Origin of the sequence: Phaeovulum veldkampii DSM 11550, from assembly GCF_003034995.1 — a bacterium.
GTDB lineage: Bacteria > Pseudomonadota > Alphaproteobacteria > Rhodobacterales > Rhodobacteraceae > Phaeovulum > Phaeovulum veldkampii.
In genome coordinates, this window is sequence record NZ_PZKF01000037.1 from 1 (window position 1) to 25,361 (window position 25,361).

A 25,361-nucleotide genomic window follows, 5' to 3' on the forward strand; every position below is an offset into this window, starting at 1 on the left:
AGCGGCTGAAAGACAGGGCCGTCGGGCGTCTGCGCGAAATGCGCGGTGATGCCAAAGACGCGGGCCAGGTTTTCGGTGGTCAGCACCGCCGCGGGCGGGCCATCGGCGGCGACGCGGCCTGCCTCCAGCAGGACCAGCCGCGTGCAATGCCGCGCCGCCAGCCCCAGATCGTGCAGCGAGGCCACAACCGCCCGCCCCTCGGCGGCAAGCCCGGCAAATGTCTGCATTGCTGTGATCTGATGCGCGGGGTCAAGGCCCGAGGTCGGCTCGTCGGCCAGAACCAGCGGCGTGTCCTGCGCCAGCAGGCGGGCAATCAGCACACGCGCCTGTTCGCCGCCCGACAGTTCGGTGGCGCGGCGCCGGCGCAGGGTGGTCAGGTCCATCCGCTCCAGAGCGCGGTCCACCGCGGCGCGGTCGTGGGCGCCGGGATGGCCGCCGGGCGGCAGATGCGGGGTGCGGCCCAGCATCACCAGCATTTCCACCGTCACCGGCCATGCGATTTCGCGCGCCTGTGGCATCCATCCCGCCTGCGCGGCGCGCGCGGCGGGCGGCAGCGCTGCAAGGCTTGACCGCCCGGTTGACGGGATCAGGCCAAGGGCCGCGCGCATCAGCGTGGTCTTGCCCGCACCGTTGGGGCCGATCAGCCCGACAAATTCGCCCGGCCCGACCGACAGGCTGACACCGGCAAGCGGCGTGCGCCCGCTGCGGGTGACCGTCAGATTGTCAAGGTCCAGCCGCGGCGCGGTCATATTCCCTCGCTCCGCGTGCGCCAGATCAGGTGCAGAAAGAACGGTGCCCCCACCAGCGCGGTCAGCACGCCCAGCTTCAGGTCGCGGTCGGGCGCGATCAGGCGCACGGCAATATCAGCCGCCAGCACCATCGCCGCGCCGCCCAGCGCCGAGGCGGGCAGCAGCCGCGACGGCAGCGCCCCCACCAGCGGGCGCAGGATATGCGGCACCACCAGCCCCACAAAGCCGATGGCGCCCGCCACCGCCGTGGCCGCGCCCACCAGCGCCGCGGTGCCCAGCACCAGCATCAGCCGCATCCGCCCCAATGCCACGCCCAGCGAGGCCGCCGCATCTTCGCCCAGCGTCAGCGCATTCAGCCCACGCCCCATCGGCAGGATCATTGCCGCGCCCAGCGCCATCAGCGGGGCGGCCAGCCAGACATGGGTCATCGACCGGTCGGCGAGCGAGCCCATCATCCAGAACACGATTTCAGCCGCCGCATAGGGGTTTGGCGACAGGTTCAGCACCAGCGCGGTGCAGGCCCCCGCCAGCGCCGATACCGCGATACCAGCAAGGATCAGCACCAGCGCCGAGCCGCGCGGCCCCGCCAGCGCCACGATCAGCAGCACCGACAGCACCGCCCCCACCAGCGCCGACAGCGGCAGCGCCAGCGTGAAGGCTGCGGCAAACCCGGTCTGGATTGCCAGCACCGCCCCCAGCGCCGCGGATGCCGAGGTGCCGATCAGCCCCGGTTCCGCCAGCGGGTTGCGCAAAAAACCCTGCATCGCCGCGCCTGACAGACCCAGCGCCGCGCCCACCATCGCCCCCAGCAGCGCGCGCGGCAGCCGCACCTCGCGCATCACCACCGCCACCGCATCGCCATCGGCACCGCCGCGGATCAGTGCCGACAGGCTTTCCGAGAGCCCGATCGCCGCAGGCCCGACCAGCAGCGAGGCCGCAAACAGCCCCGCCACCAGCAGCCCCAGCGCGCCGATCAGGACCGGAAATTTCATCCTCCCGCCTCCACCTCTGGTGCGGGGGCGGGGGCGGCCAGTGCCTGCCGCCGGGCGACCAGATCGGCCAGCGCCTTCAGCACTTGCGGGGTGCCGCAGATCAGGTCGCGGTCGTCGATATTGCCGCGCCGCGCCGCCCCGGACCCGGCGGTCAGGGCGGGGTGATCCAGCACGTCCTGCGCGCGCGCGGGCGTGGGATAGCGCCGCCCCGTCAGGATCAGGTCAGGATCGGCCAGCACTAGCTGTTCCAGCGCCAGATGGCCGCCATGATGCAGCCCGGCCTCGGCGGCGACATTGGCCAGACCGGCAGCCGCCAGAACCTGGCCCGCCAGCGTCCGGTCGCCCAGCGAATAGCCGTTGGGGTAATAAAGTGCGGCGCGCGGGCGGGCTGTGCCCACCGGCGCGGTCGCGCTGAGCGCTGCCAGATCGGCGTCAAACCGCGCGACAATCTCGTCGGCCACCGCCTCGCGGCCCAGTGCCGCGCCCATCCGCACAATGCCGTCGCGCAGATCGTCCAGCGACGAGACCGGCGGAAACTGCGCCACCGGCACCCCCAGACGTTGCAGCAGATCGACCGTGGCCTGCGTGGTGAAGGTGCCCGCCAGCACCAGATCGGGGCGCATCAGAAACACCTCTTCGGCCTGCCCACGGTTGGCGGGAAACGCCGCCGCGCGGTCGGCCATGGCCGACAGCATCGCATCCTGGCCAAGGTTCGACACCGACACCAACTGCCCCGGCGCCGCGATCAGCAGTGCCAGTTGATCGGTGCACAGGTTGATCGACACCACCCGCCGCGGCGGTTCCGCCCCGGCGGGGGCAGACAGGCCCAGCACCAGCGCCAGGCCTGCCAGCAGGGCCTTAGAACGACGCACGAAGGCCGACATAGAGTGCCCGATCCGATGTGCCATAGCCCTTGACGGTCTGATATTCCTCGTCAAACAGGTTTTCCACGCGCAGATAGGCTTCGTGGCCGGTGCCGAAATCATAGCTCAGCGTGGCATTGGCCAGAGTGTAGTCGGCCAGCCCGTCGGGCCTATCGGCCACGTTCTGCACCGAAACGGTGCCCGACAGGGCATCGGTCAGCGCCGCGGTGGCAAACAGCGTCACGTCATGCCGCGCAACGCCTGCCCAGCCGACCGAAGTGGAGCTGTCGGTGTAGGTATAGGCCGCGCCCAGTTCGACCCGGTCGGACAGCGTGTAGGTGCCCTCCAGTTCAAGGCCCGAGCGGCGCGATTGCCCCGGAACCTGCGCATAGCAGCCGAAGGGCTGACCGCAGATCGTCGATGTACCGTTGAAGCCGATCAGATCCTCAGCTTCCAGATAAAAGATCAGATCCTCAGCTTCCAGATAAAAGGCAGTGGCGCGCAGCGTGGCCAGATCGCCCCAGCGTTTTTCCACGCCGATCTCGGCGCTCAGGCTTTCTTCGGGTTGCAGCGACGGGTCACCATAGGGCCCGTAAAGCTCATAGAGCGAGGGGGCACGGAAGCCGTTGCCAAGGGCGGCACGGAACAAAAGGTCTTCGCGCGCGCGATAGACCGCCGCCAGACGGCCTGAGGTGAAATCGCCAAAGCGCGAATGATGGTCTTGTCGGACGGTTGCGGTCACGTCGATCCGGTCCGACGGCGCCCAGCCCAGTTCGGCAAAGGCGCCGGTCATCCAGGCAGCGCCGCCGCCCTTGACCTTCTCACGCTCGGTATCGGCGCCAAACACCAGCCGCGCCTGCGCGCCCAGGTCGGTTGCGCCCTGATAGGCCAGCTTGTCTCGGGTTCCGTTGAAATAGGTCGCCCCCGCGGGCCAACTGGTGTCGGAGGTGCTCACCCGGTTGCTGCGGAAATGCGTCAGGTCCAGCTTGTGATCCACCGCGCCGGTGCTGAACTGGGTGAAGGCGCGCAGGCCGATGTTGCGTCGGTCCGTGAAATCATTACCGGCGCTGGCAGGCGTGTCGCCGGCAAAATCGTCAAAATGCCCCCGGCTGTCCTCGATAAACCCGTTCAGCCCGATCAGGGCACCGGTGTCGAGTTCATACTGCCCGAAAAAGCTGAGGCGGTTGGCGCGGAAGCCGTCAGCCTCAAAGTTGCCGTCGTTCTCATCCTTGGCCGAGAACCCCTCGGTGGACATATGCGACAGCGTGAAGGCCAGTTCGGCGCGGTCCGATTTCGTGGCCCAGGAATAGCTGCCAGTTTTGGTGGCATAGCTGCCGTATTCCACCGCGGCCTGCTGTTCGGTGCCGATCGCACTGGCGCGTTTGGTGGTGATGTTAATCACCCCCCCCACGGCATGCGACCCGTAAAGCGCAGACTGGCTGCCCTTGAGCACCTCGATCCGGCTGATGTCGCCGGTGGTCAGTGTGGCAAAGTCGAAATCGGTTTTGTCGCCCGCTGGGTCGGTCACGTCGATCCCGTCCACCAGAACCGGGACGTATTGCACGGGTGCCCCGCGCAACACGATCGCGGTGGTTGTACCGATCGGGCCGTTGCCGCGCAGCGAAACGCCGGGCAGACGGGCCAGATAATCGGTTACGCGGGTGTCGGCGGTCTTTTGCAGATCGTCCTCGGTGATCACAACCACGCTGCTGCCGGATTTGTCGATTCCGGTTTCTTCAAGGTTGGCGCTGACGGTGATTTCGTCCAGGGCGATGATTTCTTCGGCCAGTGCGGGCAGGGCGCCAAGGGCGATCAGGCTGGCGCCAAGCATCAGGGGCAGGCGGGTGGTGTGCATCATATCATCCGGTTTTGCGGGCGCCTGTCTGGCGGCCGCCTGGTCTGTGACATGTCTGCGAAGGGCAGGCCCGCGCAGACGGTGGATGTCACCTCTGCGGACGAACCGCTTCCCGGTCGCGCCCCGCGCCGGAAATGGGTGATCGCCGTGGCAGGTCTCCTGGCTCGCGGGTCTGGGCTCGGGCTGGCCTTCCCGGGGGTGTTTTCCCAGTGGCATTGTCAGCCGTTGCTCGCCGCTTACAGTTGCGGGGGCAGCCGCGGAATTGGCCGGGTGGCCGCACCGCTGTTCCCTTTTCATCCGATGGCAAGCCATCAGAACCAAAGCCCATTCGTGATGCTTTGGTTAAGGGGCGGAGTCAACCCCCGGTGGGCCGCTTGCCGCTTTCGCTCCGGCGCGGCGCGCGCTAGGATCGGCCTGCCGAGGGGAGCCCCGACAGGGGGCTGAGAGGCTGCCGGGCGTGCCAGCGCAGTGACCCTTTGAACCTGATCCGGATCATGCCGGCGCAGGGACGGGCCTTGCCGTTCCCGTGCCGGCCACCACGAAAGGCCCGCCGATGCCCCAGCTTCCGCCCCCCGTTCCTGCCGCCATTGCCGTTGTGCTGCGCGGCGGCTGCGCGCTGTTGGTGCGTCGCGCCAATCCGCCCGACGCCGGGCGCTGGGGCTTTCCCGGCGGCCGGATCGAGCCGGGCGAAACGCTTGCCGCTGCCGCCTTGCGCGAACTGCGCGAGGAAACCGGGGTCGAGGCCGAGGCTGTGGGCGTGCTGACCGCGCTCGACGTGCTGGCGCATGATGCGGGCGGGGCGTTGGCCCATCACTTTGTTCTGATCGCGCAGCTTTGCCGCTGGCGCGCGGGCGAGCCGGTCGCGGGCGACGACGCCCAAGAGGCGCGCTGGGTGACACCGGAGGAGATGGCAAAGCTGGATCTGAGCGACGGCGTGGCGGCGCTGGTGCATCTGGCCGCCGCGCGGCTGGGGCCGGAGGCCGGGCAATGATCGCCAATGTTCTGAGTATCGCGGGCACCGACCCCACTGGCGGCGCCGGGATTCACGCGGATCTGAAAACCTTTGCGGCCAATGGCGCCTATGGCATGGCCGCGATTACCGCAGTGGTGGCGCAGAACACCCAAGGCGTGCGGTCGTTCGTGACGCTTGACCCCGGCTTTGTCGCCGATCAGATCGACGCGGTGTTTGACGATGTGCGCGTCGATGCGGTCAAGATCGGCATGGTCGCCACCGCCGCCATCGCCGAAATCATCGCCGACCGGCTGGCCGCGCATGGCGCGCGCAACATCGTGCTGGACCCGGTGATGGTGGCCAAAAGCGGCGATCCGTTGCTGCGCGCCGAGGCCGAGGACGCAATCCGCGACCGGCTGGTGCCGCTGGCGAGCGTCATCACCCCGAACCTGCCCGAGGCTGAGGTGCTGCTGCGCGCCCGCCCGCACTGGACGGTTGAGCAGATGCGCGCAAGCGCCGCTGATCTGCACGCGCTGGGGCCGGGCTGGGTGCTGCTGAAGGGCGGTCATCTGGAGGGCGACAGCAGCGTGGACATGCTGTTCGGCGCGCCGGGCCTGACCGAATTTTCCGCCCCCCGGATCGCCACGCGCAATTCGCACGGCACCGGCTGCACCCTGTCGGCGGCGATTGCTGCAGCCCTGCCGCACTATCCTGTGCCCGAGGCCGTGGGCCGCGCCAAGGCCTATCTGACGGCGGCCCTTGCCGCCGCCGATCAACTGGATGTGGGGCAGGGCCATGGCCCGTTGCACCATTTCCACGCGCACTGGCAGGGGTGAAACGCTGCGGGCGCAGCCGCGTCAGCCGGTCCCAGGCTCGGGCCGGATCACACGGGGTTGCGCCTTGAGCGCCGCGGCGAGCGCGGCAAAGCGCGCCTCGGCCACCTCGCCAAAAAGCCCTGCGCCGCGTTTGGTCAGCGTCAGTTCCAGCGCTTTTTTCTTGGGATATAGCTTCAGCGCCCCGGCCTCTTCGGGCGACTGGATCGAGAACATCGCGCCAAAGCGCATCGCCTTGCCCAGGATTTCGGCCTCTTGCAACTGTTGTTCGTCCAGCAGGGCAAAGACCGCCTCCATCGGCGAACCCGCGCGGGAGTTGCGATAGCGGTGCAGCAGCGCCACCCCCAGAAACACCCGTTCGGGATGCGACAGCGCCCCCAGATTGGCGCGGGTGACGTTGTCGAAACAGCTTTGCGCGCGATAGTCGGGGTGGGCGCGCCATGTCGTGTCATGCAGCAGGCAGGCGGCGCGGATCAGCCGCAGTCGTTCGGTCGGAGCGTTGGGAAACAGCGGCTCGATAAAGGCGAACAGCTTTTTGCCAAACCCCGGCATCCGCGCCATCGTGCGTTCGGCATGGCGGCAAGATTCGATCAGCGGGTCACGGCGGCGCAGCTTGTCGGGCATCTGTTCATACAGCAGCCCCTCGCGGATACCGTAGGACGAGATCGCAATTTCTTTGGGATGAAAGCCTTGCATCAGTTCGCGCAGCACCAGCGCGGCCAGTGGCACCAGCTCCATCCGCGCAGCCGACAGGCCGGTGCGGGCGCGCAACGCCTCAAGATCGGCTTTTTCCAGCCAGGCTACGGTTCGCGCAACACAATCGGGGCCCATGCGGTATTCATGCAGCACGGTCAGCGGATAGCCGCGCCGCTCCATGTCCAGCCGGGCGATGGCGCGCCAACTGCCGCCGACCAGATAGATGCGGTCGTGGTCGGAGCCCATCTTTTCAGCCAGATCGGCTATGACAGTGCGAATGTGATCGACCAGCGCAGACTTGTCGCCCGGCACCATCTGCAACCGAAAGGGGCCAAGCGGCGAGGTTACGCGGCGTCCGATTTGACCATTTGCAACCTCGGCCAGTTCCATCGAGTTGCCGCCGATGTCGCAGACCAGCCCCTCGGCTTCGGGCCAGCCCACCAGCACCCCCTGCGCCGACAGCCGCGCCTCTTCGGCGCCGTCGATGACATGCAGCTTCAGCCCGGTTTCGCGTTCGACCTGACGGCGGAATTCGGGGCCGTCGGCGGCTTCGCGCACGGCGGCGGTGGCGACGCAGGTCAGCGGCTCGATGCCCATGCCACGCGCCAGAATCGCAAAGCGTTTCAGTGCCGACAGCGCGCGGCTGCGCCCGGCCGGGTTCAGCCGGCCGGTTTCAGCCAGCCCCAGCCCCAGCCCGGCCATGACCTTTTCGTTATAGAAATAGGCGGGTGAACGGGCAGCCCCGTCGAACACCACCATCCGCACCGAGTTGGAGCCGACATCGACCACGCCGACCCGGCTCAGCGCGCGGGTCGAATCGTCCTCGAAGATCGGCCTGCCAAAAGGGTCCCAATCGTCGTCATGGGCCTCGGTCCATCCGGTCATCGTTCCATCCCAGCGTGAGTCGCGCTTCGGAGGAAGCCTTACCCTTTAGTCGGTGCTGTGGGCAAGCTTTGGAACGTCTTTGGCCCCCGCGCTGCCTCGCCCGGAAAGCGAGGGGTTTTCCATGAAGAAACGGTGGCAGTTGAACAGCGCCTCGCCATCCTCGGGCAGATGGCGGATGAAACTGCCGTCGGGCTGCAAAATCCAGCTTTGCGCCTCGTCGGCAAGGTTGGCGGCCAGGATCTGGCCGACGATCTGCGCCTTGACGGTGTCATTGGTTATTTCCACCAGCGTTTCCACCCGCCGCGTCAGGTTGCGGCCCATCCAGTCCGCCGACGAGATATAGACCCGCGCCCGTTTCGAGGGCAGGCCAAAGCCATTGCCGAAACAGACGATGCGCGAATGTTCCAGAAACCGCCCGACGACGGATTTGACGCGGATATTCTCGCTCAGCCCCTGGATGCCGGGGCGCACGCCGCAGATGCCGCGGATCACCAGATTGATCTTTACCCCCGCGTTCGAGGCAGCATAGAGCGCGTCGATCACATCGGGGTCGATCAGGCTGTTCATCTTGGCCCAGATCATCGCAGGCCGCCCGGCGCGGGCAAATTCGGCCTCGCGCGCGATCATCTCCAGCAGGCGCGGTTTCAGCGTGATCGGGGAAATGGCGATGTTTTCCAGCCCCTCGGGCTGAACATAGCCCGACAGATAGTTGAATACCTTGGTCGCATCGCGTCCCAAGGCCGCGTCGCAGGTGAAAAACGAAAGGTCGGTATAGATGCGCGCGGTGATCGGGTGATAGTTGCCGGTGCCGTAATGGGTATAGGTCACAAGGTTGTCGCCCTCGCGCCGGACCACGGTGCTGATCTTGGCGTGGGTCTTGTAGTTGATAAAGCCGTAAACCACATGCGCGCCCGACCGTTCCAGCCGGCGGCTCTGGCGGATGTTGGCGGCCTCGTCAAAGCGCGCCTTCAGTTCTACCAGAGCGGTGACAGACTTGCCCGCCTCTGCGGCCTCGCACAGCGCCGAGACAATCGGGCTGTCGCGCGAGGTGCGGTAGAGCGTCTGCTTGATCGCCAGCACGTTGGGGTCGTGGGCGGCCTGTTCCAGAAACCGGATCACCATGTCGAAGGTTTCGTAGGGGTGATGCAGCAGCATGTCCTTTTGCCGGATCGCGGCGAACATGTCGCCGTCGTGGTCCTGCACCCGTTCGGGCACGCGCGGGGTGAAGGTGGGCCACAGCAGGTCGGGGCGGGTGTTCAGCACCAGTTCCTTCAGGTCCGAAATGCCCAGCACCCCGCGCACCTCGACCACCTCATCGGGCGTCACGTCCAGTTCATGCATGACCAATGCGCGCAACCGCTCGGGCGCGCCCGCGGTGATCTTCATGCGGATCACCTGACCGCGGCGGCGGCGTTTCAGCGCGGTTTCAAATTCGCGCACAAGGTCTTCGGCCTCGTCCTCGACCTCAAGGTCGCTGTCGCGCAGCACCCGAAAGCCGCAATGCCCTGTATCGCGGTAGCCGGGAAACAGCGAATTCAGATGCAACAGCAGCAACTCTTCCAGCGGCAGAAAACGCGCCTCGCCGGGTAGCCGCACAAAACGGGCGATCTGCTGCGGGATCGGCAGCAGCGCCTGCAACCGCCGTCCGTCGGTTTCACGTTCCAACTCCAGCGCAAGGCAGAAGCCGGTGTTCGGAATGAACGGGAACGGGTGCGCCGGGTCGATCGCCAGCGGCGACAGCACCGGGAACACCTTGTTGATAAAGTGCTCTTTCAGAAAGGTTGCATCGCGTTTTGTGATCTTGGAACGTGTCAGAAGGACTATTCCCTCCGCCTCCATCTCGCGCTTGATCTTGTTCCAGGTGGTCTGCTGGGTTTCCATCAGGCGGCGGGCGTCGGCGTTGATCTGCACCAGTTGTTCGGCCGGGGTCAGCCCGTCATCCGAGGGGGTGGCATTGCCCTCGCGCACCAGTTCGCGCAGGCCCGCCACGCGGACGGTGTAGAATTCGTCAAGGTTGGTGGCCGAGATCGACAAGAACCGCAGCCGTTCCAGCAAGGGCACGCGGGGGTTCTTGGCCTCGTCCAGCACGCGCCAGTTGAAGGCGAGCCACGACAGCTCGCGGTTGAAAAAACGCTGAGGGCCGGAAATGACCTCTGCGGGCATCTCGACCGGGGCGGGGAACGGGGATTTGAGAAAATCTGCCTGTGTCATGCTGCGCTTATCTGTCTGCTTTGTAATGGCGCTGTGACAGTCATCTTGGGGCCATCAGGACATGCTGTCCAGCGCTTCGATGGCCAATGCGCGGGTCACTGGCCCCCCCTTTTGCAGGGCGCGAAGATCGAGTTCAGCCACCAGTGCGCGGGCGGTGGCCAGCGACCGGTCCATCCGGCTTGTCAGAAAGGCGATAATAGCGGGATCGACGGTGATCTGGCGGTCGCCAAACAGCTTGACCATGACCGCCGAGAGCAGCGCATCGTCGGGCGGCTGCAAGCGGACCGAGGCGGCGGCGAGCACCCGGCTGGCCAGATCGGGCAGGGCCAGGCCCCAGTCGCGTGGGGGCGTGGTGGCGGTCAGCACCAGCCGCCCGCTTTCGGCCGCCAGAAGGTTATGCAAATGAAACAGCGCCGTTTCCGCCCCCGGCGTCGCGGCAAGGTGCTGGGCGTCCTCAACCACCACGGCGCGGGCGGCGGCCAGCCTTGGTGCCGCTTCGGGCGTCAGGCGCGCGGCCTGCACCATCGCGGCGCCCTGTTCGGTCGCCCAAAGCGTGGCCAGATGCGTCTTGCCTGCACCCTCGGGGCCAATCACGATCAGCTTGCCGCCCGGCCAGCCGCCCGCATCCAGCGTGGCCAGCGCCAGCGCATTGGCGGGCGAGACAAAGAAATCGCCACGCCCCATGCCGGGCCAGAAGCCCAGATCGAAGGTCAACTGGCGGCCCATGTCAGGCGTCCTCGATCCTGGTCTTGTCGGCTTCCATCCCGACAAGCCCGCGATAGAGCCTGCTGGTCAGGTATTGCGAGATCGAGAACCGCGTCAGCACCCCGATGACAGCGGTCATCGGCACCGCGACCAGCATCCCTACAAAGCCGAACAGTGTGCCAAAGGCAGACAGCGCAAAGATCAGCCACAAGGGATGCAGGCCCACCGAATTGCCCATCAGCTTGGGGGTGATGATGTTGCCTTCCAGAAACTGCCCCACCGCAAAGATGCCCGCGACGATGCCGATCGACATCCAGTCCCCCCAGAACTGATACAGCGCGAGCCCGATCGCCAGGGCCCCCCCGATCAGCGCGCCGACATATGGGATGAAGGTGATCGCCCCGGCAATCGCACCCACCACCAGCCCCGCCTGCAAGCCCGCCAGCATCAGCGCCACCGAATAGAAGATGCCCAGCACCAGGCAGACCATCAACTGCCCGCGCAGGAACCCGGCCAGAACGCGGTCGATGTCGCGCATCAGGATGCGGATCACCGGGGCATGGTCGCGTGGCAGCCAGCCGTCAACCTTGGCCACGATCTTGTCCCAGTCCAGCAGCATGTAGAACGACACCACCGGCACCACGACGACAAAGACTGCCGCGCTGACCAGCCCCTTGGCCGAACTGAGAACCCCCTCGACCAGCGCCCCGGTGCGCGCCTTGACCGCATCGGCCAGCGCCGCCAGCCCATCACGCAGCACGCTGCCCTCGTCGCTGAGGCTGGGGAACTGGGCCGACATGAACTGCTGGAGCTGCCCGGCCATTTCCGGCGTCAGCGCCACCAGTTGCGCGCCCTGCCGTATCGCCATCGGCAATATCAGGATCGCCGCCACCGCCATTGCCGTCAGCGCCGCCAGCGAGATGATCACCGTCGCGCCGACCCGGCTAAGGCCCAGCCGTTCCAGCCGGTCGGCCACCGGGTCCATGAAATAGGCGATCGCCCCGCCCACAAGGAACGGCACCATCACATTGCCAAGGCCCCACAGTGCCAGCGTCAGCAGGGCAACCGCCCCGCCCCAGTAGGTTATCTGCTGCCGAACCGGCAATGCCATTGTGGTCTTCCTCTTGCTGGCGGCGACTGTCGCCCAAAGCCCGGCCCCGCGCAAGCCGCCGGGGGTGCTCTTGCCTGCCAGATGTGGATGGCATAGACGAAATGCAAGTTTTCAATACGAGGTCCGCCCGATGCGCCTGTCCCGCTACTTCCTGCCGGTTCTTAAGGAAAATCCCGCCGAGGCGCAGATTGTCAGTCACCGGCTGATGCTGCGCGCGGGCATGATCAAGCAGCAGGCGGCGGGCATCTATTCGTGGCTGCCGCTGGGCTTTCGGGTGCTGCGCCGGATTGAACAGATCGTGCATGAAGAACAGATCCGCGCGGGGCACATTCCGCTGCTGATGCCCACGCTGCAACCGGCCGACCTGTGGCGCGAGTCGGGGCGCTATGACGACTATGGTCAGGAAATGCTGCGCATCAAGGATCGGCATGACCGCGACATGCTGTATGGGCCGACGAACGAGGAGATGATCACCGACATCTTCCGCAGCCATGTGTCCAGCTACAAGGATCTGCCGCTGACGCTGTATCACATCCAGTGGAAGTTCCGCGACGAGGTGCGCCCCCGCTTTGGCGTGATGCGCGGGCGCGAGTTTCTGATGAAGGATGGCTACAACTTTGACCTGACGCGCGACGATGCGCTGCATGCCTACAACCGCCACATGGTCAGCTATCTGCGCACCTATGAACGCATGGGGCTGACCGCGATTCCGATGCGCGCCGCCTCGGGGCCGATCGGCGGCGACAATACGCACGAATTCCTCGTGCTGGCCTCCACCGGCGAGTCCGAGGTGTTCTATGACGCCCGCGTGCCCGACCTCAAGCTGGGCGACCGCGTGGTGGATTATGACGACCGCGCGCAGGTGGCCGCGATCTGCGAGGAATTCACCCGCGCCTATGCCCGCACCGATGAAACCCATGACGAGGCGCTGTTCAACCAGATCCCCGAAGACCGCCGCCGCGTCGGCCGCGGTATCGAAGTGGGCCAGATCTTCTATTTCGGCACCAAATATTCCGAAGCGATGGGCGCGACCGTCGTCACCCCCGATGGCAGCCGCGTGCCGGTGGAAATGGGCAGCCACGGTATTGGCGTGTCGCGCCTGCTGGGGGCGCTGATCGAGGCCAACCACGACGAAAAGGGCATCATCTGGCCCGAGGGCGTCACCCCGTTCCATTGCGGCATCGTGAACCTGAAACAGGGCGACACGGCGGCCGATGCGGCCTGTGCGGGGCTTTACAAGGCGCTGGTCGCCAAGGGGCTTGATCCGCTTTATGACGACCGCGACGAACGGGCGGGCGCGAAATTCGCGACGATGGACCTGATCGGCCTGCCCTGGCGCATCACCGTGGGCCCTCGTGGTCTGGCAAACGGTGTGGTCGAACTGACCAGTCGCCGCACCGGCCTCAGCGAAGAAATGAGCCCCGAGGCCGCAGTGGACCGCGTTGCGCAGATTTACGCGGGGGTCTGATCCCGGCTTGACGCCGCAATGCCTGAGTGTTTTAGTCAGTCGCCGCCTCCGATCCCCGGGGGCGGTGTTTTGCATGGGGTTTGGGCATGAAGATCTGGGGCGGGGCGGTTCTGGCACTGGCGGCGGGGGCCGCGCTGGCGGGCGAGGGGGCCTATTCCAGCCTGGAAGCCTGGGGCGAGGCGCTGTTCTTCGACGTGAACCTGTCGGCCAACCGCACACAGGCCTGTGCGACCTGCCATTCCCCCGATTTCGGCTTTGTCGATCCGCGCCAGACGGCGGCGGGGCGGGCCGTCAGCCTGGGCGATGATGGCGCAAGCCTGGGCGACCGCAACGCCCCCACGGCCTCCTATGCCCGCTTTGTCCCGCCCTTTGGGCTGACGCCCGAGGGAACGTATCGCGGCGGGCTGTTCCATGACGGGCGGGCGGCAACGCTGGCCGATCAGGCGGGGGGGCCGCCGCTGAACCCGGTGGAAATGGGCATGACCGACAAGGCCGCGGTGCTGGCCCGGCTGACCGAGGATGCCCGCCACGCCGCCAGCCTTGCGGCCTTTGGCGGATCGACCACCGACCCCGAGGCTGCCTATGCGGCGATGACCCGCGCGATTGCCGCCTATGAGACGACCGAGGACTTCGCCCCCTTCACCTCGAAATACGACCGCTACCTGCGCGGCGAGGTGGAACTGACCGATCAGGAGGAGTTGGGGCGGGTTTTGTTCTTCTCTTCACAGTTTACCAATTGCAACATTTGCCACCAGTTGCGTGCCGCGCCTGTGGCCGCCGACGAGACCTTTTCCAACTATGAGTATCACAACATCGGCACCCCGCCGAACCGTGCGGCGCGGGCTGTGAATGGCGTGGCGCCCGGACATGTGGACCGCGGGCTGCTGGACAATCCGGCGGTCACCGACCCTGCGCAGTCGGGCAAGTTCCGCGTGCCCACGCTGCGCAACGTCGCGGTAACCGGGCCTTACATGCACAATGGCGTGTTTGACGACTTGCGCACGGTCATTCTGTTTTACAACAAATACAATTCGCGCCTGCCGCACCGGCAGATCAACCCCGAAACCGGGCAGGGCTGGGCCGCGCCCGAGGTGGCGGAAAACCTGTCGCTGACAGAACTGGAAACCGGCCCCGCGCTGGATGATCAGCGCATCGATGCGCTGGTGGCTTTTCTGGAAACGCTGACCGATGCGCGCTATGAGCCTTTGTTGACCGACCGATAAGGCCGGTCGATGACGGCACAGGGGAAGGGTTGGTGCGCGGTGAAGGCGCACCCTGCGGTGGTTGGGTCGGAGGCGTCTGTGCGGCGCATCCCGATCACCCCCGCCGCACCATGCCCAGAATATCCAGCGTCCGGTTCAGGATCGGCCGCGCAATCGGCTCGGCCCGGTCGGCGCCCTCGCCCAGAATCCGGTCGATTTCGGCCGGGTCGGCCATCAGTCGCCCCATCTCGGCCGAGATCGGCGCCAGCGTCGCGACCGCGATATCGGCCAGCACCGGCTTGAACAGGCCAAATCCCTGCCCGGCAAATTCGGCCAGCACCGCCTCGGGCATCTTGCCCGACAGCGCGGCGTAGATGTTCACCAGATTGCGCGCCTCGGGGCGGTCCTTCAGCCCGTCAAGCGTTTCGGGCAGCGGTTCGGGGTCGGTCTTGGCCTTGCGGATCTTGGCTGCGATCGTGTCGGCGTCATCGGTCAGGTTGATGCGGCTGGCATCCGACGGGTCGGATTTCGACATCTTCCTGGTGCCGTCGCGCAGCGACATGACGCGGGTTGCGGCGCCCTCGATCACCGGCTCGGGCGCGGGGAAGAAGTCCACGCCAAAGTCATGGTTGAACTTGGCGGCGATGTCGCGGGTCAGCTCTACATGCTGTTTCTGATCCTCGCCCACCGGCACCATGGTCGCGTGATACAGCAGAATGTCGGCGGCCATCAGCGAGGGATAGGCATACAGGCCAAGGCTGGCGTTTTCGCTGTTCTTGCCGACCTTGTCCTTGAACTGGGTCATCCGGTTCATCCAGCCCAGCCGCGCCACGCAGTTGAAGATCCAGCCCAGTTCGGCATGGGCCGAAACCTGGCTCTGGTTGAACAGGACCGAGCGTTTCGGGTCGATGCCCGCCGCCAGAAAGGCCGCCGCGGCCTCGCGTGTCTGCTGGCGCAGTTTGTCGGGGTCTTGCCAGACGGTGATGGCGTGCAGATCGACGAGGCAATAGATCGTCTCGATCCCCTCATCCTGCTTTTCCACAAACCGTTTCAACGCCCCCAGATAGTTGCCCAGCGTCAGCCCGCCCGAAGGCTGGATGCCCGAAAAGATGCGGGGCTTGAAGGCTGCATTGGGGCGGGGGGCTTGGGTCATCTGCACTCTCCGGGGCTGGCGGGCTGGAAATCGGCTTGCGTCTCGCTTATCGCTGGGGGAACGGGGCGTCAACCGACGCCCGGAGGAGACGAACATGCGTGACGGATACGATACCGCCCCGGTAAACCCGCTCCCCTGGTCGGTCTGGGCGCTGGCGCTGCCGGTGGTGGCGCTTGAGGCGGTGTTCAGCCTTGGCCAGTCGGGGCTGGCGGGCGGGCCGCAGGCGGTGGGTTGGCGGCTGGATGCGTTGCAGCGGTTTTCCTTTTCGCCCGACATTCTGCGCGCGATGCTGGACCGCAGCCTGTTCCCGCCCGAACATCTGGCGCGGTTCGTGACCTATCCCTTCGTGCATGGCAGCATCACCCATGCGCTGATGGTGTTGGTGTTTCTGCTGGCTTTGGGCAAGATGGTGGGCGAGGTGCTGCGGCCGATCGCAGTGATCGTGATCTTTTTCGGCGCGGCGCTGACCGGGGCGCTGGTTTATACCGCCGTCCCTGGCCTCAGCCAGCCGCTTTATGGCGGCTATCCGGCGGTTTATGGGCTGGTGGGCGGGTTTACCTGGATCTTGTGGGCGCGGCTGGGGGCGGAAAACGCCAACCGTGCGCGCGCCTTTACGCTGATCGGGTTTCTGCTGGGGATTCAACTGATCTTTGGCGTGCTGTTCGGTGGAAGCTGGGATTGGGTGGCCGAGGTTTCGGGCTTTGTCGCGGGTTTCGCGCTGTCGTTCCTGCTGGCGCCGGGGGGCTGGCAGCAGGTGCTGGCGCGGATGCGGCGGCGCTAGGGCCGCCGCCGCCGCAGGGCCGAGCGGAAATCTGACAGGTGGAACGCCCCGATCAGCAGCCCCAGCGCGAAATAGACCCCGATCCCCAGCGCCACCAGCGCGCCCAGGGCCGCATAACGCAGCCCGCCTTGCGCCAGCATCGGCGCCAGCGCATCGGCAGCAAGCCACAAGGCCGCCCCCATGCCCGCCGCGGCCAGCACGATGCGCCAGATCCGCGCACGAAAGCGCGCGTCCAGATGCGCCGCCTCGCCCATGCCGCGGCTGCCCCACCACAGTTGCGCCACCATCGCCCAGGCCGACAGGGTGGTAGCCAGCGCGGCCGCCATGAAACCGATCAGCGGCATCAGCCCCACCGCCAGAACCGCGTTCACCACCATCGACACCACCGCGTAATAGAACGGGCGCCGGGTATCTTCGCGTGCGTAGAACAGCGGCTGCAACACCTTGTGCAGCACAAAGGCGGGCAGGCCCAGCCCATAGGCCGCCAGCGCCAGAGCGGTGGCGGCGGTATCGTCGGGGCCAAAGGCGCCGCGCTGGAACAGAACCTCCACCAGCGGTCGCGCGATCAGCACAAGCGCCACCGCTGCCGGAACCGTCAGCATCAGCGCAAATTCCGCGCCGCGGTTAAAGCTGGCCTGCCCGCCCGCGGCATCGCCCGCGCGCAGCCTCCGCGACAGGTCGGGCAGCAGCACCACGCCGATGGCAATGCCCACGACGCCCAAGGGAAGCTGATAAAGCCGGTCCGCATAAGACAGCCACGCCACCGCACCCTCGGTAAAGCTGGCGACCTGACGACCTACGATCAGGTTGATCTGCACCACCCCCCCAGCCAGAACCGCAGGCGCCGCGATCACCGCCAGCCGCTTCAGCTCGGGCGTCAGTCGCGGCCAGCGGAACGGCAGGCGAAAGCCCGCGCGCCGGACCGCCCACCAGATCGTGGCCAGTTGCACCACGCCCGCCACCGGCACCGCCCAGGCCAGTGTGCGCCCCATCGGCCAGCCCATCCAGTCAGCCAGCGGCATGGCGGCCACGAAAACCGCATTCAGCAGGATGGGTGCGGCGGCGGTGGCCATGAACCGCCCCGCCGCATTCAGCATCCCCGACAAAAGCGCGGTCAGCGAGATGAACAGGATGTAGGGAAAGGCGATGGTGCCATAGACCACCGCCAGATCGAACCGCTGATCATCGGCAAAGCCCGCCGCCATCGCCAGCACCAGCCACGGCATCGCCGCCATGCCCGCCAGCGTGAACAGCACCAGAACCCCGACCATGCCCCAATAGGCATCGCGGGCAAAACCCTCAGGGTCGTCGCCCGATTCGTATTTTTTGGCGAACATCGGCACGAAGGCCATGTTGAAGGCGCCCTCGGCGAAGAAACGACGGAACATGTTGGGCAGCGAAAACGCCACCAGAAACGCCTCGGCTACCGGGCCTGCGCCCAGATAGGCGGCCATCAGAATGTCGCGCGCAAAGCCCGCGACCCGGCTGAGCAGGGTCCAGCCGCCCACGGTGACGAAGCCCTTGACCAGACGGATCGGCTGCATCAGCGCGCCGCCCGTTCGGCGCCCTCGGCAATGGCCTGCCGCAGTTTTTTCTCCAACGCCTCCTGTTTCGCGCGCGAGTGCAGTTTCAGGCCGAACATGTCCTTGACGTAAAAAGTATCGACCACCTGCGCGCCAAAGGTCGCGATCACGGCGCTGGCGATATAGATGGTGTTGTTGGCAAGGGTGCGCGTCAGGTCGAACAGCAGGCCGGGGCGGTCGCGGGTATCGACCTCGATGATCGTGTAGATGTCCGAGCCCTCGTTGTCGAAGCTGATATGGGTGGGAAAGCGAAATTCGCGTTCGCGCTTTTTCACCTTGTCGCGGTCGGCCAGTGCTTCGCGCGCCACCACCTCGCCCTTCAGCGTCTTGTCGATCATCTGCCGCAGCCGCGGCAGCTTGGCGGCCTCGTAGGGGCGGCCCTCGGCGTCCTGCACCCAGAACACGGCGGTGGCATAGCCGTCTTTCGAGGTATAGGTGCGCGCATCGACGACGTTTGCCCCCACCAGTGCAAGCGCGCCCGCCAGCCGCGAAAAGATGCCGGGGTGATCGGCCAGCGCAAAGGCCGCGCGGGTGGCGTCGCGGTCGGGGTCGGGGTGCAGGTCGATGCGGATCTCATCATCGCCGATGCCGCGCAGAAGCTGGGCAAAGACCGCCTGCGTATCGGTGGGCAGGCCCTGCCAGTAGGGCGGATAGTGGCGGCCCAGTTCGGCGCGAAGGTCGCGCGCGTCCCAGTCGGCCAGTGCCTCGCGCAGGGCGCGCTTGGCCTCGTCGGCGCGCTGATCGCGGTTGACCGCCTCCAGCCCGGTTTCCAGCGCCGCGGCAGTTTCGCTGAAAAGCCGCCGCAGCAACATGGCCTTCCAGTTGTTCCAGGTGCCGGGGCCGACGCCGCGGATATCGCAGACCGTCAGCACCGTCAGCAGATCCAGCCGCTTCTTGGTTTTCACCGCCTTGGCGAAATCGCGCAACGTGCGTGGGTCCGACAGGTCGCGCTTTTGCGCCATGTCCGACATCAGAAGGTGATAGCGCACCAGCCATTCGACGGTTTCGCATTCCTCGTGGTTCAGCCCCAGGCGGGGCGCCACCCGCCGCGCGATCTGCGCGCCAAGGATCGAGTGATCCTCGGGGCGGCCCTTGCCGATGTCATGCAGCAAGAGCGCGACATACAGAACCCGACGGTTGACCCCCGCCGTCAGGATCGACGACGACAGCGGCAGTTCCTCGACCAGTTCGCCGCGCTCGATTTGCGCCAGCGTCGAGATACATTGAATCGTGTGCTCGTCCACCGTGTAGTGGTGGTAGACGTTGAATTGCATCATCGCCACGATCGGCTCGAATTCCGGGATGAAGGCCGCGATCACGCCGATCTCGTTCATCCGGCGCAGCGCGCGTTCGGGGTTGCCGTGTTTCAGCATCAGATCCAGAAAGATGCGCCCCGCCTCGCGATCCTCGCGGATGTCTTCGAACAGGGGCAGGTTGGCCGCAACCAGCCGCATCGCCTCGGGGTGGATCAACAGGCCGGTGCGCAAGCCCTCTTCGAACAGGCGCAGCAGGTTCAGCGGATCTGACAGGAACGCCTTGGGGTCGGTGATGCCCAGCCGGTTGCCATCTTCGCGGTAGCCCGGTTTCAGCTTGCGGCGGCGGCGGAAGATGCGTTCCAGCATCGGCGCACGCTTGACGTGGCGGGCCTCCAGCGCGGTCAGGAAGATGCGCGTCAACTCGCCCACGCGGGTGGCGTGGCGGAAATAATCCTGCATGAAATGTTCGACCGCGCGGCGGCCGGCGCTGTCTTCATAGCCCATGCGGCGGGCGACCTCGACCTGGGTGTCGAAGGTCAACTGATCCGAGGCCCGCCCCGAAATCAGATGCAGATGGCACCGCACCGCCCATAGAAAACCCTCCGCCTCGTGGAAGGCGTCGTGTTCTTCGGCGGTAAACACGCCCTGGTCGATCAGCTCGGCTGCGCTCTCGACCTGATGGATGTATTTTGCAATCCAGTAGAGGGTTTGCAGATCGCGCAGCCCGCCCTTGCCCTCTTTGACGTTGGGTTCCAGCACATAGCGCTGGCCGCCTTGACGGCGGTGGCGTTCGGCGCGTTCGGCCAGCTTGGCCTCGATGAATTCTGCCTCGGTGCCGCGGAACAGTTCGGCCCGCAGCCGGTCGCGCAGTTCGGCGGCCAGCGGTTCGTGCCCGCCGATGAAGCGGTGTTCCAGCAACGCGGTGCGGATCGTGTAATCTTCGCGCCCCAGCCGCAGGCAGTCTTTTACGGTGCGAACGGCATGGCCCACCTTCAGCTTCATGTCCCACAGCATGTAAAGCATGCTTTCGACGATGCTTTCGGCCCAGGGCGTCACTTTCCAGGGGGTCAGCAGCAGCAGGTCGAGGTCTGATCCAGGCGCCATTTCGGCGCGGCCATAGCCGCCCACAGCCAGCACCGCGATCCGTTCGCCCTCGGTCGGGTTCGGCAGCGGGTGCAGAACGTCACAGGCCACCGCCAGAACGGTCAGCACGATGCCATCGGTCAGCCGGGCATAGGCGCGCACGGTGTCGCGTGCGGCGCGCGGATGGCTGGCCAGATCGGCGGCGATCGCTTCGCAGCCGACGCGCCGCGCCTCGGTCAGGTGCTGCACTGCGAGCGCGCGGATTTCGCGGCTGTCGGACAGGGGCGCGAGCTCGGCAAGCAGCGCAGCGCGAAAACCGGCGGGGTCGTCAAGCAGGCTGGGCGCGTTGGACCGTGCGACGGCGGGGTGGGGCAGGTGCTGCGCCGGCTCAGAAGCCGGCGCCGCCAAAACGTCTGGGAGCTGGGTCAATCACGATCACCTGGTTGTTGCGGATCTGGGCCACCGCAAGGCCGCGTTCGTTGGTGCCGTCAGGGCGCAGGCGGAATACGCCGCTGACGCCGACGAAACCGGCGCCCTGGGTCAGCGCGGCCCGGCCCAGCGCATCGGGGCGCCCCGATTTCACCAGCGCGCCGATTGCGGCGATGCCGTCATAGGCCAGCCCCGCGATCGGGTGCGGCGCCTCGCCATAGGCGGCCCGGTAGCGGTTCTGGAACTGCGCGTTCAGCCCCGGATCGGGCAGTGCGAACCAGCCTCCCTGCACACCGGGCAGCGCCAGCGTAGCGGGCGGAATATCCCATCGGGTCAGGCCAATATATTGCATCGTCTCGGGGCGCAGGCCCTGTTCGGGCAAAAGCGTGGCCAGCATCGGCAGCGCGCCCGCGGCATCGGCGGTCAGGAAGGTGGCATCGGCCCCGCTGCTGCGCGCCTGCCCCACGATCTGGGGCAGTGCCGCGACCAGCCCATCCTGCGAGAACGGGAACGAGGCCTTGCCCGCAAGGCTGGCCCCCGACCGGGCGATGGCCCCCTCGATCGCGCGGGCGCCGATTTCGCCCGCAGTGGTCTGTTCATGCACGATCAGGATGCGTTTCTTGCCATGACCCGCGGCATAGTCGGTCAGCCGGTTGGCGGTGTTGGCAAATGTCTGGCCCAGAACGAAGACGTTGCCGCCCGCGATGTCGGTGTTGTTCGAGAACGACAGCACATTCACCCCGCGCGCCGCCGCCGCCAGCCCGGCGGCATTGGCCGCCTCGGCATAGACCGGCCCCAGAATGATCTTGGCACCCTCGTCCACCGCCTTGCTGGCGCTGGCCGCCGCCTGCGCGGGCGAGCCGCCGGTGTTGTAGACCCGCAGGTCGATCTGCACGCCCTGCAGATCGGCAATCGCCAGTTGCGCCGCCTGCCGCAGCGCGCGCGCCAGCACTTCGTCGCCCGAATTTCCCGAGCCCGAAGGCACCAGAAGCGCAACCGGAACCGCCGCGCCCTTGTCGAGCGCTGGGCCAGAGCCGCCGCCCATCGCCACGGGCTGGCAGGCCGCAAGCCAAAGCGCCGACATCAGCGCGACGAAACGAACGAGCGGCTTGCGGGGGGGGCGCAAAACGGCAAACATGGCGCGGCCTCATGATCTGGAACGGGAACGTCGTGAAAATGAGCCTAAGCGGTTCAGGAGCCGAAGTAAACTTGCAGCACTGAAGGAATGGGGCAGAGATGGCAGCCGGAACGAATTCGGGCGAAACCTTGCCGGATGCGGCGCAAGACGGTGCCATGGGCGCCGCATCGGGGCTGTTGCCCGGCGGTCGCCGACTGGCGCCGGGGCTGCATTTCCTGTCGACGCCGATCGGGGCCGCCCGCGACATCACCCTGCGCGCGCTGGATATTCTGACGGTGGCCGATGTGATCGCCGCCGAGGACACGCGCAGCCTGCGGCATCTGATGGAAATCCACGGTGTCGCGTTGGGGGGGCGCCCGCTGATCGCCTATCACGACCATAATGGCGAGGCGCAGCGCCCGCGGTTGCTGCGCGCGCTGGAGGCCGGGCAGAGCGTGGCCTATGCCTCGGAGGCGGGAACGCCGCTGGTGGCCGATCCGGGCTATCAACTGGCGCGCGCGGCAATCGCCGCGGGCCATCCAGTCTTTGCCGCGCCGGGGCCTTCGGCGGTGCTGGCCGCGCTGACGGTGTCGGGCCTGCCCTCGGACCGGTTTCTGTTCGCCGGTTTCCCGCCCAAGACCGGCAGCGCGCGGCGCAAATGGCTGTCCGAATTTGCCGCCGTCCCGGCCACGCTGATATTTTACGAATCCCCGAAACGCGTTGGGGAAATGTTAGGGGATCTGGCGCAAAGTCTGGGAGGGGAACGGCAGGCTGTTGTGTGCCGGGAACTGACCAAGCGATTCGAAGAGGTGCGGCGGGGCACGATTTCGGAACTGGCGGCGGAATTTGCCGATCAGACCGTGAAGGGCGAAATTGTTGTGCTGGTGGACCGGCCGCAGCCACGGGTGGTGCAGGCGGCGGATGTGACGGCTGCGCTGCGCGAGCGGCTGGGCCGGATGCGGGTGAAGGACGCCGCGGCCGAGGTGGCCGAGGCGTTGGGCTTGCCACGACGCGAGGTTTATCAGGCTGCGCTGCGGCTGGAGAATGAGGCAGAGTGAGGAAGGGGTGAACGATGGCGGGTGCGGTATCCTATCAGGCGGGTCTGGCGGCCGAGGCGCAGGTGGCGGCCCATTATCAACGCTCCGGGCGCGGAATCGCGGCGCGGCGCTGGCGCGGATCGGGCGGCGAGATCGACCTGATCGCCCGCGACGGGGCAGGGCTGATCTTTATCGAGGTCAAGAAATCGGCCAGCCACGCCCGCGCGGCCGAGCGGCTTTCGCGGCGGCAGATGGATCGGATCTATGCCTCGGCCAGCGAGTTTCTGGTGGGCGAGCCGCTGGGGTTGAACACGGCGATCCGGTTCGATGTGGCGTTGGTCGATGCCGTCGGCCGAATCGAGATTGTCGAGAATGCCTTCGGGCTTGATTGAGGGCCGATTGCATCCCTGGCCCGGCTGCGTCATCTAGGGGGCAGAAAAAGGGGGCGGTCATGGCTTTGAAAATTGCGATCCAGATGGACCCGATCGGCGCGATCAACATCGACGCCGACAGCACCTTCCGGTTGGCCGAAGAGGCGCAGGCACGGGGGCACCGGTTGTTTTACTACACGCCCGACCGGCTGGCTTATCGCGAGGGGCGGGTTCTGGCGCGTGGCTGGCCGCTGACCGTGCAGCGCGTGAAGGGCGCGCATTTCACCCTGGGCGACGAGGTCGAGGTCGATCTGGCCGATTGGGATGTGGTCTGGCTGCGGCAAGATCCGCCGTTCGACATGGGCTATATCACGACGACCCATCTGCTGGAGCGGATTCATCCGCAGACGCTGGTTGTGAACGATCCGTTCTGGGTGCGCAATTCGCCTGAGAAGCTGTTGGTGCTGAATTTCCCCGACCTGACCCCACCCACGCTGATAGCGCGTGATCTGGGCACGATCCGCGATTTCAAGCAGACGCATGGCGACATCATCCTGAAGCCGCTTTATGGCAATGGCGGGGCCGGGGTGTTCCGGCTCGACCCGGCCGACCGCAACCTGTCGGCGCTGCACGAGCTGTTCACCAGTCTCAGCCGCGAGCCGCTGATTGCGCAGAAGTTCATCCCTGATGTGGCCAAAGGCGACAAGCGCATTATCCTGGTGAACGGCGCGCCGGTGGGCGCCATCAACCGGGTTCCCGCGGTGGGTGAGACGCGGTCGAACATGCATGCAGGAGGGCGGCCGGAAAAGATCGGGCTGACCAACCGCGACCGCGAGATTTGCGCCGCCATCGGCCCGGTGTTGCGCGACAAGGGGCAGGTTTTTGTGGGTATCGACGTGATCGGCGACTGGCTGACCGAGATCAACGTGACCTCGCCCACCGGCATTCAGGAGCTGGAGCGGTTTGATGGCATCAACGTGGCCGCGATGATCTGGCAGGTGATCGAGGACAAGCGTGCCGGGCGCGGCTGAGCCGCCCCGGCCTATTGCGCCTTCTGGAAGGTGATGCGGTAGCTGACCGCCTCGGCGATGTGAGGGGCCTGCACCGCCTCTGATCCATCCAGATCGGCGATGGTGCGCGCCACCCGCAGCACCCGGTGATAGCCGCGCGCTGTCAGCCCGAATCGTTCGGCCACGCGGGTCAGCAGTGTGCGGCCTTCGCTGTCTGGGCGGGCGATTTCTTCCAGCAGCGCGCCCTCTGCTTCGGAATTGACCCGCACCTCGGGCAGGTCGGCAAAGCGTGCGGTCTGACGGGCGCGGGCGGTGGCGACACGGGCGGCGATGCTGGCCGAAGGTTCGCCCGTTGCGGGCAGATCGAGATCGGCATAGGCCACCGGCGGCACCTCAAGGCGCAGATCGAACCGGTCCATCAGCGGCCCCGAGATGCGGCCCAGATAGTCCTCGCCGCAAGCGGGAACGCGGGCGCAGGCGCGGGCGGGGTCGGTCAGGTAGCCGCATTTGCAGGGGTTGGCGGCGGCCACCAACAGGAACCGGCAGGGGTAGCGCATGTGGGCATTGGCGCGAGCCACCACGACCTCGCCGGTCTCGATGGGCTGGCGCAGGGTTTCCAGCACGGCGCGGGGAAATTCGGGGAACTCGTCCATGAACAGCACGCCATTGTGGGCAAGGCTGATTTCGCCCGGCTTCGCACCGCGCCCGCCGCCCACGATGGCGGCCATCGAGGCGGTGTGATGCGGTTCCCGAAACGGGCGGCTGCGCGAAATTCCGCCCTCGGTCAGCAACCCCGACAGCGAATGGACCATCGAGGTTTCCAGCGCCTCGACCGGGCTGAGCGGCGGCAGGATGCCGGGCATCCGCGCCGCCAGCATCGACTTGCCCGAGCCGGGCGGCCCCACCATCAGCACATGGTGCCGCCCGGCAGCGGCGATTTCCAGTGCGCGCTTGGCGCGTTCCTGGCCTTTCACGTCGCTGAAATCGCGGGTGGCGCCGGCTGCGGTCACCTCGCCGGG

General features: G+C 66.6%; 21 protein-coding genes and 2 riboswitches. Of the genes, 8 read left to right on the forward strand and 13 right to left on the reverse strand.

The window, feature by feature from the left end; translation table 11 throughout:
• From C5F46_RS13125 to C5F46_RS13140, 4 genes are all read right to left on the reverse strand, one after another.
• Positions 1–749: ABC transporter ATP-binding protein (locus C5F46_RS13125; protein WP_107325798.1), on the reverse strand; the 749-nt coding region annotated here is incomplete at its 3' end.
• Positions 746–1,741 carry a FecCD family ABC transporter permease gene (locus C5F46_RS13130; RefSeq protein ID WP_107325799.1) on the reverse strand — a complete coding sequence of 332 codons (996 nt, stop codon included), beginning with the start codon at positions 1,739–1,741 and terminating at the stop codon, positions 746–748. The genes C5F46_RS13130 and C5F46_RS13125, both read right to left, overlap by 4 nt.
• Positions 1,738–2,625, reverse strand: a complete 888-nt coding sequence (locus C5F46_RS13135) for an ABC transporter substrate-binding protein (protein WP_107325800.1) — start codon at positions 2,623–2,625, stop codon at positions 1,738–1,740. Before C5F46_RS13135 ends, C5F46_RS13130 begins: the two co-directional genes overlap by 4 nt.
• A complete protein-coding gene (locus tag C5F46_RS13140) occupies positions 2,600–4,459 on the reverse strand; it encodes a TonB-dependent receptor plug domain-containing protein (protein ID WP_168796832.1) in 1,860 nt (619 codons plus the stop codon). The genes C5F46_RS13135 and C5F46_RS13140 overlap by 26 nt, the downstream gene beginning before the upstream one ends.
• A 132-nt stretch (positions 4,460–4,591) precedes the next feature.
• A riboswitch (cobalamin riboswitch) is annotated at positions 4,592–4,796 on the reverse strand.
• Between the two features lie 73 nt (positions 4,797–4,869).
• Positions 4,870–4,985: riboswitch (TPP riboswitch) on the forward strand.
• A 27-nt stretch (positions 4,986–5,012) separates the two neighbouring features.
• On the opposite strand from C5F46_RS13140, the gene C5F46_RS13145 reads away from it, so the two are divergent.
• Positions 5,013–5,450, forward strand: coding sequence for an NUDIX hydrolase (locus C5F46_RS13145; protein ID WP_107325816.1), 438 nt, complete (start codon positions 5,013–5,015; stop codon positions 5,448–5,450).
• Complete coding sequence (thiD, locus tag C5F46_RS13150) at positions 5,447–6,247, forward strand: bifunctional hydroxymethylpyrimidine kinase/phosphomethylpyrimidine kinase (protein WP_107325802.1); 801 nt, start codon at positions 5,447–5,449, stop codon at positions 6,245–6,247. Before C5F46_RS13145 ends, thiD begins: the two co-directional genes overlap by 4 nt.
• A gap of 21 nt (positions 6,248–6,268) precedes the next feature.
• On the opposite strand, the gene C5F46_RS13155 is transcribed toward thiD, so the two are convergent.
• The 4 genes from C5F46_RS13155 to C5F46_RS13170 are packed head-to-tail and all read right to left on the reverse strand — an operon-like array spanning position 6,269 to position 11,852.
• A complete protein-coding gene (locus C5F46_RS13155) occupies positions 6,269–7,825 on the reverse strand; it encodes a Ppx/GppA family phosphatase (RefSeq protein ID WP_107325803.1) in 1,557 nt (518 codons plus the stop codon).
• Between the two features lie 45 nt (positions 7,826–7,870).
• Positions 7,871–10,036, reverse strand: a complete 2,166-nt coding sequence (locus tag C5F46_RS13160) for an RNA degradosome polyphosphate kinase (protein ID WP_107325804.1) — start codon at positions 10,034–10,036, stop codon at positions 7,871–7,873.
• A gap of 54 nt (positions 10,037–10,090) precedes the next feature.
• Complete coding sequence (locus C5F46_RS13165) at positions 10,091–10,762, reverse strand: P-loop NTPase family protein (RefSeq protein ID WP_107325805.1); 672 nt, start codon at positions 10,760–10,762, stop codon at positions 10,091–10,093.
• 1 nt (position 10,763) lies between these two features.
• Entirely contained in the window at positions 10,764–11,852 is a 1,089-nt protein-coding gene (locus tag C5F46_RS13170; protein WP_107325806.1) for an AI-2E family transporter, read from the reverse strand.
• Between the two features lie 130 nt (positions 11,853–11,982).
• On the opposite strand from C5F46_RS13170, the gene proS reads away from it, so the two are divergent.
• Both proS and C5F46_RS13180 read left to right on the forward strand, forming a co-directional pair.
• The gene (gene proS, locus C5F46_RS13175) at positions 11,983–13,320 is read left to right on the forward strand and encodes a proline--tRNA ligase (RefSeq protein ID WP_107325807.1); all 1,338 of its coding nucleotides are present in this window, start codon (positions 11,983–11,985) and stop codon (positions 13,318–13,320) included.
• A gap of 86 nt (positions 13,321–13,406) precedes the next feature.
• Positions 13,407–14,543, forward strand: a complete 1,137-nt coding sequence (locus tag C5F46_RS13180) for a cytochrome-c peroxidase (protein WP_107325808.1) — start codon at positions 13,407–13,409, stop codon at positions 14,541–14,543.
• 94 nt (positions 14,544–14,637) lie between these two features.
• Here C5F46_RS13180 and trpS read toward each other — a convergent pair whose 3' ends face one another.
• Positions 14,638–15,675 carry a tryptophan--tRNA ligase gene (gene trpS / locus C5F46_RS13185; RefSeq protein WP_107325809.1) on the reverse strand — a complete coding sequence of 346 codons (1,038 nt, stop codon included), beginning with the start codon at positions 15,673–15,675 and terminating at the stop codon, positions 14,638–14,640.
• 94 nt (positions 15,676–15,769) lie between these two features.
• On the opposite strand from trpS, the gene C5F46_RS13190 reads away from it, so the two are divergent.
• On the forward strand, positions 15,770–16,456 hold the full coding sequence (locus tag C5F46_RS13190; protein WP_107325810.1) for a rhomboid family intramembrane serine protease: 687 nt from the start codon (positions 15,770–15,772) through the stop codon (positions 16,454–16,456).
• On the opposite strand, the gene murJ is transcribed toward C5F46_RS13190, so the two are convergent.
• From murJ to C5F46_RS13205, 3 genes are all read right to left on the reverse strand, one after another.
• Positions 16,453–18,000, reverse strand: a complete 1,548-nt coding sequence (murJ, locus tag C5F46_RS13195) for a murein biosynthesis integral membrane protein MurJ (protein ID WP_107325811.1) — start codon at positions 17,998–18,000, stop codon at positions 16,453–16,455. The two genes, C5F46_RS13190 and murJ, sit on opposite strands and share 4 nt — an antisense overlap.
• On the reverse strand, positions 18,000–20,681 hold the full coding sequence (locus tag C5F46_RS13200; protein ID WP_407947337.1) for a [protein-PII] uridylyltransferase: 2,682 nt from the start codon (positions 20,679–20,681) through the stop codon (positions 18,000–18,002). Before C5F46_RS13200 ends, murJ begins: the two co-directional genes overlap by 1 nt.
• Before the next feature lie 85 nt (positions 20,682–20,766).
• The gene (locus C5F46_RS13205; RefSeq protein WP_107325813.1) at positions 20,767–21,945 is read right to left on the reverse strand and encodes a penicillin-binding protein activator; all 1,179 of its coding nucleotides are present in this window, start codon (positions 21,943–21,945) and stop codon (positions 20,767–20,769) included.
• A gap of 155 nt (positions 21,946–22,100) precedes the next feature.
• On the opposite strand from C5F46_RS13205, the gene rsmI reads away from it, so the two are divergent.
• From rsmI to gshB, 3 genes are read left to right on the forward strand one after another with little or no spacing between them, the layout of a single operon-like run.
• Positions 22,101–22,982 (forward strand): 16S rRNA (cytidine(1402)-2'-O)-methyltransferase, encoded by an 882-nt coding sequence (gene rsmI / locus C5F46_RS13210; protein ID WP_107325817.1) that lies wholly within the window; start codon positions 22,101–22,103, stop codon positions 22,980–22,982.
• Positions 22,983–22,996: 14 nt separating this feature from the next.
• The gene (locus C5F46_RS13215) at positions 22,997–23,353 is read left to right on the forward strand and encodes a YraN family protein (protein ID WP_107325814.1); all 357 of its coding nucleotides are present in this window, start codon (positions 22,997–22,999) and stop codon (positions 23,351–23,353) included.
• A 59-nt stretch (positions 23,354–23,412) separates the two neighbouring features.
• On the forward strand, positions 23,413–24,363 hold the full coding sequence (gene gshB / locus C5F46_RS13220) for a glutathione synthase (RefSeq protein WP_107325815.1): 951 nt from the start codon (positions 23,413–23,415) through the stop codon (positions 24,361–24,363).
• Between the two features lie 11 nt (positions 24,364–24,374).
• Here gshB and C5F46_RS13225 read toward each other — a convergent pair.
• On the reverse strand, positions 24,375–25,361 hold a 987-nt coding region (locus tag C5F46_RS13225; RefSeq protein WP_146160234.1), incomplete at its 5' end, for a YifB family Mg chelatase-like AAA ATPase.

What these genes read in the sequence shown, in the direction of transcription:
- C5F46_RS13130 (WP_107325799.1), bottom strand. Translation starts at nt 1,741, where the DNA reads ATGAAATTTCCGGTCCTGATCGGCGCGCTGGGGCTGCTGGTGGCGGGG.
- C5F46_RS13135 (WP_107325800.1), bottom strand. Translation starts at nt 2,625, where the DNA reads ATGTCGGCCTTCGTGCGTCGTTCTAAGGCCCTGCTGGCAGGCCTGGCG.
- C5F46_RS13140 (WP_168796832.1), bottom strand. Translation starts at nt 4,459, where the DNA reads ATGCACACCACCCGCCTGCCCCTGATGCTTGGCGCCAGCCTGATCGCC.
- C5F46_RS13145 (WP_107325816.1), top strand. Translation starts at nt 5,013, where the DNA reads ATGCCCCAGCTTCCGCCCCCCGTTCCTGCCGCCATTGCCGTTGTGCTG.
- thiD (WP_107325802.1), top strand. Translation starts at nt 5,447, where the DNA reads ATGATCGCCAATGTTCTGAGTATCGCGGGCACCGACCCCACTGGCGGC.
- C5F46_RS13155 (WP_107325803.1), bottom strand. Translation starts at nt 7,825, where the DNA reads ATGACCGGATGGACCGAGGCCCATGACGACGATTGGGACCCTTTTGGC.
- C5F46_RS13160 (WP_107325804.1), bottom strand. Translation starts at nt 10,036, where the DNA reads ATGACACAGGCAGATTTTCTCAAATCCCCGTTCCCCGCCCCGGTCGAG.
- C5F46_RS13165 (WP_107325805.1), bottom strand. Translation starts at nt 10,762, where the DNA reads ATGGGCCGCCAGTTGACCTTCGATCTGGGCTTCTGGCCCGGCATGGGG.
- C5F46_RS13170 (WP_107325806.1), bottom strand. Translation starts at nt 11,852, where the DNA reads ATGGCATTGCCGGTTCGGCAGCAGATAACCTACTGGGGCGGGGCGGTT.
- proS (WP_107325807.1), top strand. Translation starts at nt 11,983, where the DNA reads ATGCGCCTGTCCCGCTACTTCCTGCCGGTTCTTAAGGAAAATCCCGCC.
- C5F46_RS13180 (WP_107325808.1), top strand. Translation starts at nt 13,407, where the DNA reads ATGAAGATCTGGGGCGGGGCGGTTCTGGCACTGGCGGCGGGGGCCGCG.
- trpS (WP_107325809.1), bottom strand. Translation starts at nt 15,675, where the DNA reads ATGACCCAAGCCCCCCGCCCCAATGCAGCCTTCAAGCCCCGCATCTTT.
- C5F46_RS13190 (WP_107325810.1), top strand. Translation starts at nt 15,770, where the DNA reads ATGCGTGACGGATACGATACCGCCCCGGTAAACCCGCTCCCCTGGTCG.
- murJ (WP_107325811.1), bottom strand. Translation starts at nt 18,000, where the DNA reads ATGCAGCCGATCCGTCTGGTCAAGGGCTTCGTCACCGTGGGCGGCTGG.
- C5F46_RS13205 (WP_107325813.1), bottom strand. Translation starts at nt 21,945, where the DNA reads ATGTTTGCCGTTTTGCGCCCCCCCCGCAAGCCGCTCGTTCGTTTCGTC.
- rsmI (WP_107325817.1), top strand. Translation starts at nt 22,101, where the DNA reads ATGGGCGCCGCATCGGGGCTGTTGCCCGGCGGTCGCCGACTGGCGCCG.
- C5F46_RS13215 (WP_107325814.1), top strand. Translation starts at nt 22,997, where the DNA reads ATGGCGGGTGCGGTATCCTATCAGGCGGGTCTGGCGGCCGAGGCGCAG.
- gshB (WP_107325815.1), top strand. Translation starts at nt 23,413, where the DNA reads ATGGCTTTGAAAATTGCGATCCAGATGGACCCGATCGGCGCGATCAAC.